Annotated in this window: 18 protein-coding genes; 3 read left to right on the top strand and 15 right to left on the bottom strand. The window is 63.6% G+C overall.

The window, feature by feature from the left end:
• Positions 1–52: 52 nt before the first annotated feature.
• From FHW96_RS11360 to FHW96_RS11345, 4 genes are all read right to left on the bottom strand, one after another.
• Entirely contained in the window at positions 53–310 is a 258-nt protein-coding gene (locus tag FHW96_RS11360; RefSeq protein ID WP_172340684.1) for a GlsB/YeaQ/YmgE family stress response membrane protein, read from the bottom strand.
• A gap of 23 nt (positions 311–333) precedes the next feature.
• Entirely contained in the window at positions 334–486 is a 153-nt protein-coding gene (locus FHW96_RS11355; RefSeq protein WP_172340683.1) for a lmo0937 family membrane protein, read from the bottom strand.
• Positions 487–583: 97 nt separating this feature from the next.
• A complete protein-coding gene (locus FHW96_RS11350) occupies positions 584–799 on the bottom strand; it encodes a NepR family anti-sigma factor (RefSeq protein ID WP_172340682.1) in 216 nt (71 codons plus the stop codon).
• Positions 800–860: 61 nt separating this feature from the next.
• Entirely contained in the window at positions 861–1673 is an 813-nt protein-coding gene (locus FHW96_RS11345; RefSeq protein ID WP_172340681.1) for a response regulator, read from the bottom strand.
• On the opposite strand from FHW96_RS11345, the gene FHW96_RS11340 reads away from it, so the two are divergent.
• Both FHW96_RS11340 and FHW96_RS11335 read left to right on the top strand, forming a co-directional pair.
• Positions 1672–1809 (top strand): hypothetical protein, encoded by a 138-nt coding sequence (locus FHW96_RS11340; RefSeq protein WP_172340680.1) that lies wholly within the window; start codon positions 1672–1674, stop codon positions 1807–1809. The two genes, FHW96_RS11345 and FHW96_RS11340, sit on opposite strands and share 2 nt — an antisense overlap.
• Positions 1810–1896: 87 nt before the next feature.
• Positions 1897–2547, top strand: coding sequence for a sigma-70 family RNA polymerase sigma factor (locus tag FHW96_RS11335; protein ID WP_172340679.1), 651 nt, complete (start codon positions 1897–1899; stop codon positions 2545–2547).
• Positions 2548–2599: 52 nt separating this feature from the next.
• Here FHW96_RS11335 and FHW96_RS11330 read toward each other — a convergent pair whose 3' ends face one another.
• Genes FHW96_RS11330 through FHW96_RS11315 form a run of 4 tightly spaced genes read right to left on the bottom strand, consistent with a single transcriptional unit; the run spans position 2600 to position 5880 of the window.
• Positions 2600–3703, bottom strand: coding sequence for a histidine kinase dimerization/phosphoacceptor domain -containing protein (locus tag FHW96_RS11330; protein ID WP_172340678.1), 1104 nt, complete (start codon positions 3701–3703; stop codon positions 2600–2602).
• Positions 3703–4143, bottom strand: coding sequence for a response regulator (locus tag FHW96_RS11325; RefSeq protein WP_172340677.1), 441 nt, complete (start codon positions 4141–4143; stop codon positions 3703–3705). Before FHW96_RS11325 ends, FHW96_RS11330 begins: the two co-directional genes overlap by 1 nt.
• On the bottom strand, positions 4140–5600 hold the full coding sequence (locus FHW96_RS11320; protein ID WP_172340676.1) for an ATP-binding protein: 1461 nt from the start codon (positions 5598–5600) through the stop codon (positions 4140–4142). The genes FHW96_RS11325 and FHW96_RS11320 overlap by 4 nt, the downstream gene beginning before the upstream one ends.
• 1 nt (position 5601) lies before the next feature.
• On the bottom strand, positions 5602–5880 hold the full coding sequence (locus tag FHW96_RS11315) for a hypothetical protein (protein ID WP_172340675.1): 279 nt from the start codon (positions 5878–5880) through the stop codon (positions 5602–5604).
• A gap of 223 nt (positions 5881–6103) precedes the next feature.
• Here FHW96_RS11315 and FHW96_RS11310 point away from each other — a divergent pair, with 223 nt between their 5' ends.
• A complete protein-coding gene (locus FHW96_RS11310) occupies positions 6104–6280 on the top strand; it encodes a CsbD family protein (protein WP_172340674.1) in 177 nt (58 codons plus the stop codon).
• A 115-nt stretch (positions 6281–6395) separates the two neighbouring features.
• Here FHW96_RS11310 and FHW96_RS11305 read toward each other — a convergent pair whose 3' ends face one another.
• The 7 genes from FHW96_RS11305 to FHW96_RS11275 form a co-directional block, all read right to left on the bottom strand.
• Entirely contained in the window at positions 6396–6698 is a 303-nt protein-coding gene (locus FHW96_RS11305) for a GNAT family N-acetyltransferase (RefSeq protein WP_172340673.1), read from the bottom strand.
• A gap of 79 nt (positions 6699–6777) precedes the next feature.
• On the bottom strand, positions 6778–7851 hold the full coding sequence (locus FHW96_RS11300; protein ID WP_253950882.1) for a glycosyl hydrolase family 8: 1074 nt from the start codon (positions 7849–7851) through the stop codon (positions 6778–6780).
• Positions 7841–8344: a cellulose biosynthesis protein BcsD gene (bcsD, locus tag FHW96_RS11295; protein ID WP_172340672.1), complete on the bottom strand. Its 504-nt coding sequence runs from the start codon at positions 8342–8344 to the stop codon at positions 7841–7843. Before bcsD ends, FHW96_RS11300 begins: the two co-directional genes overlap by 11 nt.
• A gap of 13 nt (positions 8345–8357) precedes the next feature.
• Positions 8358–11936 carry a cellulose synthase subunit BcsC-related outer membrane protein gene (locus FHW96_RS11290; RefSeq protein WP_371815692.1) on the bottom strand — a complete coding sequence of 1193 codons (3579 nt, stop codon included), beginning with the start codon at positions 11934–11936 and terminating at the stop codon, positions 8358–8360.
• Complete coding sequence (gene bcsA, locus FHW96_RS11285) at positions 11933–16513, bottom strand: UDP-forming cellulose synthase catalytic subunit (protein WP_371815691.1); 4581 nt, start codon at positions 16511–16513, stop codon at positions 11933–11935. Before bcsA ends, FHW96_RS11290 begins: the two co-directional genes overlap by 4 nt.
• A complete protein-coding gene (locus tag FHW96_RS11280; protein WP_172340671.1) occupies positions 16510–17223 on the bottom strand; it encodes a division plane positioning ATPase MipZ in 714 nt (237 codons plus the stop codon). The genes bcsA and FHW96_RS11280 overlap by 4 nt, the downstream gene beginning before the upstream one ends.
• Positions 17223–17624: a hypothetical protein gene (locus tag FHW96_RS11275; protein WP_172340670.1), complete on the bottom strand. Its 402-nt coding sequence runs from the start codon at positions 17622–17624 to the stop codon at positions 17223–17225. Before FHW96_RS11275 ends, FHW96_RS11280 begins: the two co-directional genes overlap by 1 nt.
• Between the last annotated feature and the right edge of the window lie 82 nt (positions 17625–17706).

Raw genomic sequence — 17706 nt, 5'->3', positions numbered from 1 at the left:
TCTCACTATGGCTTTGTGCATAGAGGGGGGCAGGGTGAAGGAGCCGGCAGGCTCAGCGCAGAGAACCGCGTCGAGCCAGATTGACAATGGCCAAAAGGACCACCGCGCCTACCACCGAGACCAGAATGGTGCCCAGCGATATCACGCCGTCGTTGATCGTCCCGCCCGCAAACAGCAGCCCGCCGATAAAGGCACCCACAATGCCCACCACCATATCGCCCAGAAAGCCCTGTTGCCCGTCGCGCCGCATGATCAGGCTGGCCAGCCAGCCCACGAAGGCTCCCGAGAGGAGCCAGATGATGATACCCATGTCTTTCTCCTTTCCTGTGATGTTCAACTGACCGAGGAGCGCCCGGTGATCAGATGAAGCACAAAGGAGGCGATGGCGAAAATCAGCAGCAGATGGATCAGCGCACCTGCGACATGAAACACGGCAAAGCCGCCGATCCACGCAACAACCAGCACAATGGCAAGAAAAAGAAGCATCGCTTTCCTCCTTTATTTCTTTCGTGGTGATCGCCAAAGGGCGATTACAGAAAAGAAATGCCCAGGGCGGGCAGAGGTTCCATTGCGGAATGCGGGGTTATTTCCCGATCTGTTTGGCGATCTGCGCCATCAGGTCGACAAAATCCTGCGGCACCGGTTCTTCGGCCGCAGCATGGTAATAGGCGCGGATATCCTGGCTCCACGCCGGCGGGGGCGCCGGGGTGGATGCCTGCGGAGAAGCCGAAGGGGAGGGCGCGGGGATTTCAACGACCGCCTTGGCCCCATCGGCGTTGAAGGGAGGAACTTCTTTCACGGGCTTGTTCCATTCATCGAAACATCGCATATCGACCGCGCCAATGACAGCGCTTCGACGGCTATTTGTCTACATGCGATCCGAAAAACAGCGCCTGGCTGATTGCGGCACGCACGGTTTCATCGCGAAATGGCTTGCCGATCAGGAAAGCCGGTTCGGGGCGCTCGCCCGTCAGCAGCAATTCGGGAAAGGCGGTGATGAAGATCACCGGCACATCGCCGATGCGCAGGATCGAATCCACCGCATCAGCCCCCGAGCTGCCATCGGCCAACTGCATGTCGCTCAGCACCAGGCCGGGACGTTTGACGGCAAAGATCGTTTGGGCCTCGGCTGCGGTGGTGGCGTTGCCGATCACGCGGTGGCCTGCATCGGCCACGATATCCTCCAGATGGCTGGCGATCAGCGTCTCATCCTCGATGATCAGCACATCGACCGGCCGGTCGAGCGCCAGATCGGCAATTGCCTGCTGCACCAGATCGGCCGCCTCCTCCTCGCTCACCCCCAGAATTTCTCCGGTCTGGGCAATCGAGAAATCCTCAAGCTGGTTGAGCAGCAGCGCCTGACGGGGAAAGCTGGGCACGCGGGCGATCTGCGAGGCGGTTTCGGCGGCGAAGCTTTCGGCCCCGCGCGCGAAACCGGCGTCGCTGGTGGTCCATACTTTGGTAAAGGCGCGAAACAGGCCGACCGACCCACTGTTGATTTCGGCCAGCAGCGCAGGATCCTGCAGCGAGGCTTCGAGCGTGGCGCGCACGATGGCATCGCCGCTGGCCTGACGCCCTGTTACCGAGCGCGCATAGCGGCGCAGATAGGGCAGCGAGGCGGCAAGATCGCCAGGTTTGCGAAAGGAACCGGCGCGCTCAGTGATCAAAGTCATGGATGTCCTCGCAGCGAGTAATGGCCTGCTTTTCAAACAGCTCAGCGCGCGACAGGTTCCGCTGACCGTGCAAATTGCGACAAAATTTTTGCGCAGGGGTGAGATTTTTGCTTATATATATGATAATAAGGAATAATTTTCTAAAGTTCGGCGCCGCACCGCGATGGAACCTTCACGTAATCGGGACGTTAGCCCTTGTGAGGACCTAAAAAGGAAATTTCGCATGACCGAGCGATCCGAAAAAGGCGGCAAGAACAGTGCCGTATCCGGCGCACCGCTGAGCGATGCCGAGTTTCACAAGGAGCTGACGGCGGCCATCCCCCATTTGCGCGCCTTTGCCCGCACGCTATGCGGCAATCGCGACCGGGCTGATGATCTGGCCCAGGAAACGCTGATGAAGGCATGGGCTGCGCGCGACCGCTATGTCGGAGGCACCAGCTTCCGGGCCTGGACTTTCACCATTCTGCGCCATCACTATTTCGGACAATTGCGCCGCGAACGCTTCGTGGGCGACTATGATGAAAGCGTGGCCGAAACCATCCTGAACACGCCGGGCGATCAGGAAAGTCAGATGGAAGCTGCGGACGTCCTGCGCGCGCTCGAAACGCTGCCCGATGCCCAGCGCGAGGTGCTTATCCTGATGGCGGTGGGTTCCGTCAGCTATGAGGAAATCGCCGAAATCTGCGGCGTGGCCGTCGGCACCGTCAAGAGCCGGATCGCGCGCGCCCGCGCGGCTCTGTCCGCGGTGCTGGAGGGCGGGGTGCTGCCCGATTTCCGCCATAACTTCGTCTTGGAGGGCGAAGTGCTGGAGGCATTCATCACGCAATTTCGCCAGATTGCGCCAGCGCATCTGACCATGCCTCGGGCGGCCTGATCCCGCCTGCCGGGGATCGCCGGTGGTATGAATGCCACCGGCGATCCCGACATCAGCTTGTGGAATCGACCCGGCTTGCGGTCTCCGGCAAGGCCGAGGGCGGCATGGGCGAGGGCGCGCGGTAAATATCCACCTGCAATCCTTTCCCCTCGCCCGTAATGCTGTGCTTGGCCCCCAGTGATCGGGCCATGGCGGCCACGATCTGTGATCCCAGACCGGTGCCTTTTGGGTTCAGGCCGTCGTTCATGCCGGACAAACCGATCCCGTCGTCCTCGACGCGCAGGTGATAGCCATCCGCGCCCTCCAGGTCGAAACGGATGCGGACCTCGCCCGATTCCTCTTTGCCATAGGCATATTTGCAGGCATTGCTGACCAGTTCGTTGACCAGCACGCCCAGCGTTACCGCCATTGCCGCGGGCAGCGAGGCGTCCTGAGCCATCACCTTGATCGAGCGCCGGATGTTCTCGCTGGAGAACGTGCCGGTCAGATCGCGCGCCATGCCTTCCAGATAATCGCGCATATTGACCGCGTGAAAGCTCTCGCCGGTATAGAGTTGACGATGGATGCGGCCAATCGCCTGAATGCGGTGGCGCACATCCTGAAGCATCGCGCGCGCTTCCTGTCCGGTCGCCCGGCGCGATTGCAGGCTGACCAGCGAGGAAACCATCTGCAAGCTGTTGGCCACGCGATGGTTCATTTCATGCAGCAGCGCTTCAAGCTGAACATTGGTGTCGCGCAATTGCTGTTCGACCTGCTCCTTCTGCTGGCGCAGGCGCAAGGTGGCCAGCGCCTGATGCAGCGTGCTGGTCAGCAGTTCGAAGAAATCGCCGCTGCCGGTCTTGACCACATAATCGACCGCGCCCGCCTTGAGCGCGGCCACCGCCACGCCCGTTTCGTCCGACCCGGTGACATAGATCACGCCCGGCGGCGAGGGCAGCGCCATCAGCAATTCGAGCGTTTCCAGCCCGCCCATGCCCGGCATGAAGTGATCGAGCGCCACCAGATCGAAAGGCTCCGCCCGGGCCAGTTCGATCCCCTCCGCGCCCGAGAGCGCATAGGTCAGCTCGCAGCCCTGCCTTTCGAGGTGGCGCTTGGCCAGTCGGCACAGCCCCTCGTCATCGTCAATATAGAGGACGCGCGATTCCGAGAGAGGCATCAGCCACCGCTTTCCGGAATTTGGATGACCGAGAGGAACAGGCCAAGCTGGCGGATCGCTTCGGCAAAGCTCTCGTAATTCACCGGCTTGGTGATATAGACATTGCAGCCCAGATCATAGCAACGCTGGATCTCGACCCTGTCATCGGTGGTGGTCAGCACGACAACCGGCGTGCGGTGCAATCCGGGCGCTTCCTTGATCCGCGCCAGAACCGCCGTGCCGCTCATATCGGGCAGGTTGAGGTCAAGCAGGATCAGCACCGGTCCCCGGCGCGCGGGATCCTGCGCCGGATTGAACAGGAATTCCAACGCCGCCGTGCCATTGTCGAAATGGGTGATATGGTTGGAAATCCCGGCACGACGTATATTCTTTTCGATCAGGCGCGCATGGCCCAGATCGTCCTCAATCATGATAATCGTGACAGGCAATGGATTGCTCATGAGACCTGACTCTGCTCCTCGGAATAATGCAGCGGGATCGAGAGGATGAAGGTCGATCCGACACCCAGTTCGGATTCAATCAGAATAGACCCGCCCAGACGATAAACCACCGCACGAACATGCGCCAGTCCGATGCCTTCGCCGGGCCGGTCCTGCGCGCCCGAGCGACGGAAAAGGTCGAAGACACGCTCGAAATCGCCCGGATCGATGCCGCGCCCGTTGTCGTTCACGCGAAATTCGGCATGGGTTCCGATGCGTCGCCCCGTGACCTGGATGATCGGCGGACGGCCGGGTTGGTTATATTTGATCGCATTTTCGATCAGGTTGGACAGGATCTGTTCGACCGCCACCCGATCGCCATAGATTTCGGGCTGGTTGGGGGCGATGATGATCTGCGCCCCGGCCTGTTCGGCCCGCACCTTGAGCGTTTCGGCCACATCGGCCAGCAGCCGGTTCATATCCAGCCATGCCGGCGTCAGCGCGCGGCTGCCCTGTCGCGAGAGTTGCAGGATGGCGTTGATCAGTCGGTCCATCTTTTGCGTGGAGGTGCGGATGAAATGGATCGCTTCGGGCAAATCCTGTTCGATCAGCTCGTCCGTGCCGGGAAACAGCGTTTCGGGGCGGGTCTTGCGCGCCTCCTCCAGCATTTCGCCCAGCCGCTTCGCCGCGATTTCCAGCTCCGAGGTAAAGCCCATCACGTTGACCAGCGGCGAGCGCAGATCATGGCTGACGATATAGGCAAAGCGCTGAAGCTCGCCATTGGCGCGTTTAAGATCGGCGGTGCGCTCCTGCACGGCCAGTTCCAGCCCGGCATTGGCGTCGCGCAGCGCCTGACGCGAATTGACCAGATCGCGGGTGAAACGGCGCAGGCTGACAAAGGTGAGCAGCCCCACCACGATCAGCAACAGGCCCGCCGCCCCCAGCACGACATAGAAGCCATATTGAATCCGCCGCATTTCCGCGTTGCGAAACCTTTGCAGGCGCAATTCCTCATCCTGCATCGCCTTGGTCAGCACGTCGAGCATGCCCAGCGGATCCTCAACCCGGATCGATTCGCCAAATTCCTCTTTGGTGATCGCCCCCACGTCGAGCAGCACCTGCGCCTGCAAGGCTTCGAGCAAGGGCACGCGGGCCTGTTGCCTTGGATTGTCGCTGGTCAGTGTGCGGAAACTGGCGATCGCGCTATCCAGCCTTGCGCGATAGGTCTTCAATTCGTCGGCGCGCCGCTCAATGTCCTTTTTGCGGCGGAAACTGTCGATGCGAAGCAGCGATACGCGCATGGCCGAAACCTGCCGCTCGACCTGATAGGCATGGGCCACGCCGTCCATCTGGCGCTGGTTCATCGTCATCAGGATTGCCGCCGAACCCACGATCCCGGCCAAGGCGACAAAGCCCAGAAGGATCATGCCGATCCATTTGCCGCGCAAAGCGATGGGCGCGCGCAGGTCCAGCACCATATCAGCGCACCACCTCGCGACAGTTGGCAATAGCCCCGTCGCGCGCCGAAGCGCATCCGCGCGCGCAGGCAAAGCCGGAGGTCACCTTGGCCTCCATCGTATAATCCTGCATCGCCATGCGGCATTCCTGCGCGGTCTTATAGGGGCGGGAGATGGCGCCCTCGGCATTATCGCGCAGATCGTCATAGTAATAGCCATACCAGACGTCGTCCTGTCCCCTGCTGTCGAGGCAGCCCCCCAACAGGGAACAGGCGCCAAGCAAAAAACCGGCCGCAAGCATGAAGCAAACGCCCTTCGGCCTGACATCCATGTTCTTCCCCCGCTCCATCAGGCATATAGACGCGCCAGATCGCAAAAGGTTTCATGCCTGCACCACGATAATCAAAAATAATCTATCGGCGGAACCCTGCCCGTCGCGCGTCATTCCATCTCGTGAAGGCCCGCCTGTCAGGCAACAAACCGCGGTCTTCGCATTGATCCATTCATTTCGCAGGAGACGTATCATGGGTTCTGTCAGCGATCGCATTTCGGGCGCCACCAACTCGCTGGTCGGCAAGGCGAAGGAAGCCATCGGCAAGGAAACGGGCGACGTCAAACTGGCCGCGGAAGGCGCGGCGCAGGACGCCAAGGGCAAGATTCAGACCGCCGCAGGCAAGGCCAAGGCCGCGATCGGCGAATAAGCTGACCGCCCGGCGTATGCCGGGCAGGGCAGGGCGTTGGCCCCGCTGGCGAGAGCGGGGCCAGCGTTATTCTGGCCCCGCGTTATTCGGTCCCATCGTTATTCGGTCATGGCCATTATGACGAGGTCAGCACGTCGCCATATTCGGTGTGGCGCGCAGCCCATGCCACCATGAAGGAACAGCGGGGCGTCAGTTTCAACCCCTGCGCCCGCGCCAGGTCGAACACACCCTTAGCCAGCGCTCCTCCGATCCCGCGTCCTTCATAGGCAGGGGGAACCTCGGCATGGAGCAGATGATAGGCACCGCCCGCGTCCTGCCGATAGGTGCAAAAGGCGAGGGCGTTTTCCTCAATCGGCATCTCGAAACGTTGAGCCTGAGCGTTCAGCGTAACCGGTTTCAAGGTGATAGGGGCGGTCATCCATATTCTCCTTTACCGGAAAAGATGGGGCGGGCCGCCCCTTTGCGCAAGGTGTTTAGTGCACATGCCCGGAGGGCATTCACCTCAAATGCCGTGCCAGCAATTGCAGCACGCAGCCGTAATAGTCCTGCGCCAGCGCCTCGGTCTTCATCGGCAGATTCAAGGTGCGCTGCACGACGTTGAGCCCGCCCGGCGAGAGCGGGAAGGGCGCCTCGGCCCCAGAATAGACATCAACCCATGCCGGGATCGTCTGGCCGCCGGCCTGCTTTGCCCGCCAGTAATCGGCAATCGGCGCCACCAGTGCGCCGCGCCGCGCCGCCACCGCGTAAAGCGCGACGCGCACTGCATCAAAGCCGAATTGCGGCGCCTTGTCGGGCGCAGGCTGGGGCATGCCGTCGGCGCCCACCACCACCCAGTCGGTGGGCAGATTATGCGCGCCAAACCGCGCCTTGCGCAGCACGTTCTCGCATGTGGCGATCACCGGCCCCCATGTGGCCGCGCCATCCAGCGCGGCAAAGGCGTCGAGCGCGGTGAAGATGAAATAGGACGGGTTGATCATCAGCCGGTCGCCAAGATCGAAACCCGCAATGCCCGACATCAGATAATGCTGGCCCCCGCGCGCGATCACCAGATGTTCGCGGATCGCCTGCCGGATCTGGCGCGAGCGCGCCTCCCACGCCGCCACGCCCCAGCGCCGCGCCGCCCGCGCCAGCGCCAGCGCGATCAGCATATCGCCATCGGTGGCATTGTTGGGATCGGCCACCGGATTGTTTGAACGCGGATCGAAACGCCACGAATAGAGCGCCATGTCGGCACGGGCCAGATGGGCCTGCGTCCAGTTATACATGGCCTCGAACGCCGGTCGATCACCCACCGCCACGGCCATCAACATGCCATAGCCCTGACCCTCGGTATGGCTGATCCCGCCATTGCCGGTGTCCACGATCCGGCCTGATGCATCCAGATAGATCTGGCGAAAGCTGGTCCACATCCCGTCGAGGTTCTTTTGGCCGTCAAAAGACTTCTGCCCGCCCGTCGAGCTTTCCGGGGTCACGGATTTGCCCTCCCCCTTGCGCGAACAGCCCACCATCAGGGCTGCGCTGGCGGCCATCAACATATGGCGACGGTCGAACAACATGCTCTTATCTTGCATCAATCTCTGCGCCATGGCGGATTTCAATGATGTTGTCCGCACAGGACAACAGGCGGGTCTGCAACGCATCGGGGCTGCCCAACGCGCGCATCCATCCATCATAGGCCCCCAGCAACAGCGAGGGCAAGGCTGCCCCCCAGTGGAAATCGGGGTCATAGGGGATGGTGGCGGGCGCCTCGTGATGATGGATCAGCACGCCTTGCAGATCGAGCGTGATCTCCGCCTCGCCCAGTCCGACGCGCGCCCAGACCGCGTTGACCGCGCCCTGAAGTTCGCGCAGGTCGCGCATGGCGGGGATCGGGTTCTGTCGGGCCAGACGTTGGCCCACGGCGCGAAAGAAGCCCTGCGCCTGATCCTTGCCCGCATTGGCAAAGATTTCCGATACCGCCAGCGCCGCAATCACCGCCAGTCCGCGATCCGAGGTCAGCGGCGGCAAGGGCATGTCATCCATCGTGCCTCCCCCCTTGGGTGTCCCGTCATATGCAAGCCTCATGTGAATGCCCCCCTTATTTGGTGTTGCCAAGGGATTGACGAATGCCCAGCATCGAACGGAATTCGTCATAATTGCCGAAAGTGTTATAGCTGACCTCGCCGCCCACGCGGGTGGCCGGGCCGATGCGATAGTAAAGCGAGGTCTGGGCCGACATGCCGAAGCCGGTCTTGCTCAGGCTGTCGTAATAGTTGCGCACATCGCTGTTGGCGGCCTTCAGAGCGTTGAGCGTGGCCTGCGCCGCCGGATCGCCCGGATACAGATCGGTGCGGTTCTGCGAGAAGCTCTGGAAGCCCGGCGTGCCCGCCACCTTCAGATCCAGATTGCCCTTTTGATAGGCATAGCGGATCGGGAAGCTGAGCGCGAGGAAACTCTGCGGGCTGAAATAGCCGCCCTGGCCCCATGTGAACTGGTTCTGGTTGTTGGCATAGGACTGGTAATTGATGTTCATTCCCGCGGTAATCGAGGAATGTTCATCGCGCCATGCCTGCATATAGCCGCCGACATTGACCTCGACATTGCGGTTCGAGAGCACATTGGTGCCGTTATAGCGGTTATAGCTGACGTCGCCATAGGCGCCGTTGCCATTGTTTTCATACGAGTAACCAACACCGCCCCCGGTGCGCATCACCTGGCCCCAGGTCTGGCCCGTGACCGGATCGCGCGTCCCGGCATAGGAGACGACGCTGTCGGTCACCGGCTTGCGCTCGAACCATGCGCGCGCGGTGGCGTGTTCGGACATTTGCGGCGTGACGGCCACGCGCCATGTGGCGCGGGTGTTGCCAAAGCCCACCGGGGTCGTGCCGCCCTCAACCTGCACCAGCTTGTCGGCATAGCCGGCGCTGAGCGCCACGCCCGAGGCGCGCTGGGTTTCGGCATTGATAAGCGCCGATGCGGTTTTGTTGACGATGGCCTGCGCCTCGATCGTGGCGTTGCGGCCAAAGCGGGCAAGGCCCGACCCCGTCGGGCGCCCGGCATCGATCACCACCGCTTCGGCGCGGGCAAAGACGCGGCCGCGGCCAAGCCCGGTTGAAAGCTGGGCATTGGTCTTCATCTCGCTCAATTGCGAGAGGCCGGTTTCGCCCTTGCGCGCGCGAAACGAGGCGTTGACCTCGGCGCGCGGGCCATTGTCGGCGGCAAGGCCTGCAATGTCGCGCTCAATTCCCGCCAGCACCGGATCGACGGGTGCTTGCGGGGTTGCCGCGAAAGGGGCGGCGTTATTCTGGGCGCCTCCGGCAAAGCCATTGCCCGGCAGACCGCCCCATGTGGCCGGAGCCGGAGCCGATTGCGGGGTGAAATTGTTGCCCTGATAGGCCGCCGGAACCTGCTGGGCGCCATAGTTGCCCTGCGGCGAAAAACCGCCCTGTGCGGCCCCGTTCTGGGGGACAAAACCGTTTTGCGGGGCAAAGCTGTTCTGCTGCTGGGGCGCGCTCATTTGCAGGCGCGTGCCGCCGCCCAGGGTGAAGGGGTTGGGCATGGTGGGCGTGGCGGGTTGTTGTTGCTGTTGTTGTTGCTGCGCGCGGAAGGGGTTGGCGTCGGGCGCCTGCGGGCCGTTTTGCAGGCCATTGGGCGCGCTGCCATCGGCGGCAAAGGGCGAGGAGGCGAAGGGATTAGCGCCGTTATTCGCCCCGCTGCTGCGCTGATAGACCTCGCGGGCCTGTTTGAAATAACGCGTGGCGGCCGAGGCATTGCCGCGTGCCTGCTCGGTGCGCGCGGCGGCCAGCCAGACCTCGTAATTATTGGCATTTTCGCGCAGCAACTGCGCCTGCGCCTGCTGGCTCAGGCTCTTGTCGCCCGCCGCCTGCGCGGTTTCCATCAGGCCCGAGAGCGCATCGCGATTCTTGGGATCGCGCACCAGAATCATCTGGAACGTCTGGGCCGCGCGCGCGTTCATCTTGCCCGACTGATAGAGCCGCGCCAGCGAGGAGAGGATTTCCGGGCTGTCGGGCGCGGCGTTAAAGGCGGTCTGGAGCACGTCGAAGGCTTGCGCGAACTGACCGGCCTGACGCAGGCGGTCGGCCTGCTGGGCCGCCGCGCTGGCGGCCATGCGGGCCACGGCGCGCTGGCCATTGGGGTCGCCTGCGGCCAATTGCGTCGCCTTGGCCATCGCGGTGCGGGCCAGATCGTCGCGGCCCGTGCGTACAGCCACGCGCAGGATCGCTTCATAACCGGCGATTTCGGCCACCGGCCCGTTGATCGCCTGCTGCGCCATCGAGGCGGCATCGAAATTGTCGCCCAGATCAAGCAGGGCCTCGGCAATCGCGGCCTGCTTGATGGGGGAAAGCCCCTTGGTGCCGCCCAATTGCTTGAGCACGCCGACGGCTTCGCCCTTCTGGCCATTGGCGCCGATTTGCTTGGCGCGGATGATGGCCGTGTCGATCTTGAGCCCGATGGCGAAATTGCGCATCGGGGCCGAGCGCGCCTCGTCGGGAATGCGGTCGATCAGCCCTTGCGAGGCGGCCGTGCGGCCCAGATCGGAATTGAGCATCGCAGCGGCATAGAGCGCATCGGGATCGGTCGAGGAAGCCAGCGAGGCGATCAGGCTCTCGCTTTCGGGCACGCGGCCCCGGCGGATCATGAAGCGGGCAAATTCATAGCGGATCCACGGATCGCTCTGGTCCAGCATGATGCCCTGCTGAAAGGCCTGTTCCGCGCCGAAATCATCGCCGCGCGCCGCCGCCGAAAGGGCCGCCCCGCGCGCCGCCCGGCTTTGCAGCCGCTGGCCATTGGGGGTGTCCTCGCCGCCTGCCTGACGATAAAGATCGGCGGCATCGGCATAGCGGCCCTGACGTTCGTAAATGTCGGCCAGCAATTCATAGGCCCCGCCGTTTTCGGCATAGCCCGAACGGATCAGCGCCTCGGCGGCCTTGCGCGCATCATCCAAGGCGCCGCGCGTGACCATGGCCTGCGCTTCCTGAAGCGATGCGAAATAGCGCGCCGATTCCAGCGCTTCCTTCCACTTGGACGCATCGCCCAACTGGCTGGCCTGCGCCAGTTGATCGCGCGCCTGCGCAAAGCGACCGCGCTTGAGATCGACCAGACCAAGGCCGCCCAGCGCATCGGCGTCGCGCTTGTTGCGGGCCAGGGCGGACTGGAACTGATGCTCGGCGCTTTCCAGATCATTGTCCTGAAGCGCGCGGAAACCCACCACGCGCGACTGGCCCGCACGGTCGGCCGCCGAAGGCCCGGTGGGCGCGGCAGGGCGCGGTGCGGGCTTTTCGGCCACCACCGGCGCGGAGGCCGGAGCAGGCGCGGCGCGCGGCGTTACCGGGCGCGGGGCCGGAGCGCGCGCGGGCTGTGGCATGGCCGCCAGCGTGCGGGTCGGCTGGGGCGCGGGGGCGGGCGCTGCGGCGGGCGCAAGCGCCCGCTTGGCCACCGCATTGGCCGGGTCCAGTTCCAGCGCGCGGCGCCATGCCTGTACGGCCAGATCGTGACGGCCTTTGCCTTCCCAATATTGCGCCTGATCCAGCAGGGTTTTGACCCCCGATGCCTGCGCATGAACCGGCGCGGAAGCAAGGCCGGACGCCAGCATCGCTGCGGCAAGGGCTACGCCGGTATTCCAGCGCAGTGCGCGGCGATTAAAGGCGGGGCTCACTTCTTGTCTCCCTTGTGCTGGTTAAGGTCGGCAGGCGTTTCGCCTTGCAGGCGCGCCTTGGCCTGACGGGCAAAGATCAGATAGACAGGACCCGTCAGCAACAGGGCGATCAGCACCCCGCTCAGCGCCATCAACAGCGGGCGCTGGCTGAACCAATAGGCGGTTTTCATCCAGAAGGGCAGGCTGCCGGCCCAATAGCGCGGGCCGATGGCAAAGCTGTTCATGCCATCGCCCGTGGTGACGGCAAGATCGCCCTGAATCTGGGCGTTGATCTTGTCGTCGTTCATGCCGTCAACCAGCTGGGGCAGGGTGGCGGTGTCATCGGCGATCAGCGCGACCACGCTGCGGCCCGAGGAGAAGGGCGATTCAAAGGCGACGATGCCGTTAAAGCCCTTGGAGGCATAGACGGTGTTCTCGACGTCTTCCTTATTGTCCTTGCCCCAGCCGCCGAACAGGCTTTCGACATATTGCAGCGGCGAGCGTTCGGTGACCTTGAGCGTACCGCCCTCGTTGCGCAGCGGCGCATTGGCAAACAGCGCGCCGCCCGCCAGATTGGCGCTGCCGATCACCAGCACGTCATGGTCGGCGGCCTGTTCGCCATTGCCGCCCATCGAGACGGTGACGCCCGTCGTGGCCACCCCGGTCGAATCGCCCAGACGGCCCATCATGTCGAGGAACGCCTCGATCGCGGGCTCGCTGGGATGCTCGTCCATGATCACCACGGTTTCCGACAGGTCGGGGCGCACGGTGAAGGGATAGCCCGCGCCTGCAAAGCTGGCCAGATCGGGCATTTGCAGTCCGTGCCACGCGCCGGTCAGGTTGATCGTCGAATTGGGGTCGAGGCCCACGCGCACATTGTCGGGCAGCGTGCCGGTGCACTTCTGCTTGTCGGCCATGATGAGGTTATAGTCAAAGACCACCTCGTTCGAGCCGAACAGGTTATAGCGGGGCAGGCCAACGCTGCCGCGGCCATTCACGCTGTTGGCGCCCGAACCATACCACAGGCGCTGCCACCAGCTCATGCCGGTCAGCGGCAGGGTTTTCAGGAACTGGCCGTTGATCGACACGTCCATGCGCGAACCTTCGCGGTCCAGCCACTTGGCGTCGGGATAGATATAGCCAAGGCTGAGCGAACCGCCCTGACGGGGCCAGAAGAACAGGTCGGGAGCAAGGCGGAAACGCGCGGCCAGCGGGCCCGGCGGCAGGCCCATGCCCACCAGCGCATAAGGCGCCATGACCTCGCCCAGCTTGACCTCGCGGCCCGTGGTCAGCCAGCGGGGCGCGCCATAGCGCGGCCAGGTGGGCACGCGGGCATTGTCAAAGCTCATCTGCGCGCCGCCCGGAATGCCCTTGGCGCTGGCCAGAGCGGCGGCGGCAAGGCGGATTTCGGCATCGTTGCGCCCGGCAATCACCAGCAGCGTGCCGCTGGGATCGGCAGGGTTGCGGATCATCGTGGCGGTGGCGCCATTGATCGGCACGTTCAGGCCCAGCCCGGGGGCTTTCATGAACACGATGGCATTGCCGGCGGGCAGGCGGCCCACCATCGGCTTGAAGGCAAAACCGCGATAGGAGGCAAGGCTGCCCATCCACGAAGAGATGCTGGCGGCGGCCTCCAGATCGCCGTGGGTGGGCGCGGCGGCGAACACGAAGGGCAGGCGCAGCGCGCCATTGTCATGCCGGTCAAAGAAGGGGCCGGGCAGGCTGGCCAGATCGGGCGCCTTGGGCAGCGACTGCACGGTCAGGTCAAAGCCCGACTGAACATTGCTGACATTGGCCCAGAGCGAGGAGTGGAACGGATCCTCGCAATCGCGGGCATAGTGCGCGACTAGACGCAGGTTGAGCTGATTATCACCGGGCAGGAACAGCGCGGGATTGACCGGGATCTTGAGCGTGATGCCGCCCGCATTGTCGCGGGTCAGGGGAACGGTCTGGACCACTTCGCCATTGAGCAGCACGACGAGCTGCGACACATCGCCCAGCAGCGCCGGGCTCCATGCCGCGCGCAGCGTGACCAGCGCGTCGGTGACGATATCGTTGGGGCGCATGCCAAAGGGAATGCCGATTTCCCCGCGCGTGCCCGCCAGACGGATCGGCGTCTTGATGCGCAGATCCTTGAAGGTGAGATGTTCGCGGCGCGTGCCGGTGGTGCCCGCCGTGATCAGCGGGGCGGCCGCAGCGGCGGTTTCGGTCGGGGCCGCAGCGGCAGTGGCCGCAGCCGCCGCGACCGGAGCCTGAGCGCGCAGACCATCATCCGGGACCATCATCGAGGCGCCCAGCACCGCCAGCAGGCAGGCCGCAGCCTTGATCCCGGCAACAGGGCGGGCCATCAGCATCGGGCGGGCGGCCACGGGCGCTTCGGCTTCAACGGCTTCGGCCGATGCTTCGGGACGCGCCACCGGCTTGTCCTTGACGGCTTCCTTGGTCACCGGGATTGCCTTGCTGGGCAATTCGGCGCTGGCAGCGGCCATTTGCACACGCTGGGCGCGCATCCGGCGGCGTTCTTCGACATTCAGGCCAAGCAGGCGCTTTAACGTCATCAGATCGACGGCAAGAATATCTTTCACAGACCGCAGTTCCCCAACCGGATCGGGTGCCGACATTTGCCACGCATCCGCCCGTCCCATAACGGCACGCACTAGCTTGCGGCCCATGGCCATGTCCAGCGGATGGAACCGTACAAATGCGTATCCGCGCGCCGTGCGAATAGTATCCACAGGAATAACCAGTCGATCAGCGTCCATGTCGAGCGCGATATGCGTCAATTCAGGTTCGCGCACCGGCAGATCGGCGGGCAATACAATGGCCGCGCCGCCCATCGAGATGTCGCGCGTGACGCCCGTGATGGCATGGCCCGACTTCAGATAGAGCGTGACGGGCAGTTCGGCATGGATGCGGATGTCCTTGCGCGCCTGACGGGTTTCGCGCGCCACCGAGACGGCGGCCAGCAGGATGATCAGCGAGAAGCTGGCCCATGCGGTGTTGAGCAGCAGCGTGTCGATCTGGATGTTGAAGCTGGACTGGAAGAACAGCAGCTTGATCCAGCCCATCGAGACGGCACCCGCCAGCAGCGCGATGGCCACCAGATGGGGCTTGACGATCGCCCAGTCGAAGAAGGTCTGGTCCAGCAGGTCGCCCTTGTCGGTGACGTTGAATTTGCCCTTGCGCGGCTGGAACCAGGTCATGACCGTGGGCTTGACCAGATGGAAGGCCAGCATGGTTTCATAGACCTCGCCCCAGAAGGGGCGGCGCCAGCCAAGCTGCGAACGCGCGCTGAACACCTGCGAGCAGACGAGGTGGGGCGCGGAAAAGGCGAAGATCAGCGAGGCCGAGGCCTGAATGATGTTCTGGCCAAAGAGCAGATAGGCCAGCGGGCTGGTCAAAAACACGATGCGCGGCAGCGGAAACTGAAAGTGCATCATCGCGTTGAGATAGCAAAGGCGCTGGGGGATGCTCAGCCCCCGGCCCAGCAGCGGGCAGTCGATGCGCAGGATCTGGGTCATGCCGCGCGCCCAGCGGATGCGCTGGCCGATGTGCAGGACGAAGCGTTCGGTGGCAAGACCGGCCGACAGGCGCGCTTCGAGATAGCCGGTGTTCCAGCCCATGCGCTGCAGTTTGAGCGCGGTATGGGCGTCCTCGGTCACGGTTTCACCGGCAAAGCCATTGGTGATTTCCAGCGCCTCGCGGCGGATGATCGCGCAGGAGCCGCAGAAGAAGGCCGCGTTCCACAGGTCGTTGCCGCCCTGCACCGGGCCATAGAACAGATCGCCTTCGCCCGGCATGTCGCCCACCACATTGCCCAGATTGCGCTGGACCGGATCGGGCGAATACATGTGGTGCGGCGTCTGCATCAGCGCCAGCTTGGGGTCCTTGTCGAACCAGCCGACCGAGAGCTGCAGGAACGAGCGGGTGGGCACGTGGTCGCAATCGAAAATGGCGATCAGCTTGCCGTCGGTCTTCTTCATCGCCGCGTTCATATTGCCCGCCTTGGCGTGCAGATTGTTGTCGCGGGTGATGTAGCCGCATCCGGCCTTGCGGGCGAAAGCCTTGAATTCCGGACGCTTGCCGTCGTCCAGGATATAGACGTTGAAGCGGTCAGCCGGATAATCCATGTCCATCGCGGCATAGACCGTGTTACGCACGATCGAGAGGCTCTCGTTATAGGTGGGGATGTAAACGTCCACCGTGGGCCATTGCGAGGGATCGCCCGCCGGTTCGACCACCGGGCGATAGAGCGGCCAGCTTGTCTGGATAAAGCCCAGCACGAGGATGACCCATGCATAGGCTTCGGCCAGATAGAGGCCCGTGCCCAGCATCGCTTCGAGCGGGGCGCCGAAAGACAGCGTCTGCGTCGTGCGCCAGAACAGATAGCGGGTGGACACGATCAGCGAGAGCAGGCCGATGGCCAGCGCGCCCTTTTGCGATTTCCAGCGGTTGATGATCAGCGCGCCCACAATCGTGGCGCCGGCGAATTGCCATTGCGATTTGGCATCCAGCGGCACGGTGACGACCGCCACGGCGATCATCGCCAGCAGCGCCCATCCGAACAAACGCCCGATCTTGGGGAGATAGTCGATCACGCCGCATCTTCCTCTGCCTGAGGGGGAGCGCAGACCTGCGCAATGGTCTTGGCCAGCGTGCGAATATCGGCCAGAGCCCCGCTGGCGGGGGCATGAGCGGGCAGCAGCTTGGCCATGGCGGCGGCTTCGTTGACCGATTCGTCCTCGTGGATCGACCCGATCAGCTTGCCCCCCAGCAATTCGCGCAGAAAGCTGTGGGCGTTGCGGGCAAAGCGGCGGGTTTCATCCAGCCGGTTGATGATAAAGGCGGTATAGTCCAGATCGATCAGCGGCGTGCCGGGGATCACCTGCGTCAGCGCGGCCAGACCCAGCGCGGTGGGCGAAACCGGCACCACCATCAGCGAGGCATGGGGCAGCAGCTGATCGCGCAGCGCGGCATCGTCGCTGGCAATGTCGGCCACCACGAAAGTGCCGCCCGAAAAGGGCAGCTCGCCATTGTCGAGCGCATCGGCAAAGGCGGGCGCGTGCGTGGCGCGCCAGCCCTGACGCAGCGACACACCGCCAATGGTCAGCCCCTGATTCTCAGGCGCTTCCAGATCGGGGATCTCGCTGATCGGCTTGAGGCCGAAATAGAGCTTGAGACTGTCCTGACGGGTCATGTCGATGGCGGTGGCGCCATGGCCGGCCTCGGCCAGAGCCATGGCCAGATGGGCCGCCACAAAGCTGGTGCCGGCGCCGCCCTTGGGCGAATGGCAAAGGATCAGCGGCATCAGAGCTTTCCTTGTTCGATTTGCTGGGCCAGCTTTTGCAGCAGGGCATGGACATCGCCGGGTGCGTCTTCGGCGTTCTGGCCGCCATAGCGGGCGAACAGGTTGCTCAGATCCTTGGAAGCCGGGGTTGCCTCGCCGCCGGAGGTTTCGCTTTCGGGCCGGGCCGGGGTGATGGCGGCCAGCGTGGCGGTAGCGGCCGGGCTGGGCGCCGGGGCCGCATTGGCGGTCACCGCGGCCTCGGCGTTATCTTCGGCCGGAGGAGCGTTAAGGATACGCGGATCATGGATCAGCGTTTCAAACAGGGGCCAGAGTTCGACATCGCTGAAGCGATCTGCAAATTCCTGGTAATGGAATTCCCGCTTGCCCAATTTGGCCAGCAGATTGGCCACATCCTTACGCATGAATCGACCCCTAGGTTTGTTCCCCTATAAAACTGCATAAAATTGGTTAACAAAGAGCTAAGTTTTGCATAGTCCAAGGGGT

Source organism: Novosphingobium sp. SG751A (assembly GCF_013149295.1).
Taxonomy (GTDB): Bacteria; Pseudomonadota; Alphaproteobacteria; order Sphingomonadales; family Sphingomonadaceae; genus Novosphingobium.
Note: the sequence above shows the minus strand (reverse complement) of the source record. Positions and strands in the feature narration are given on the sequence as shown.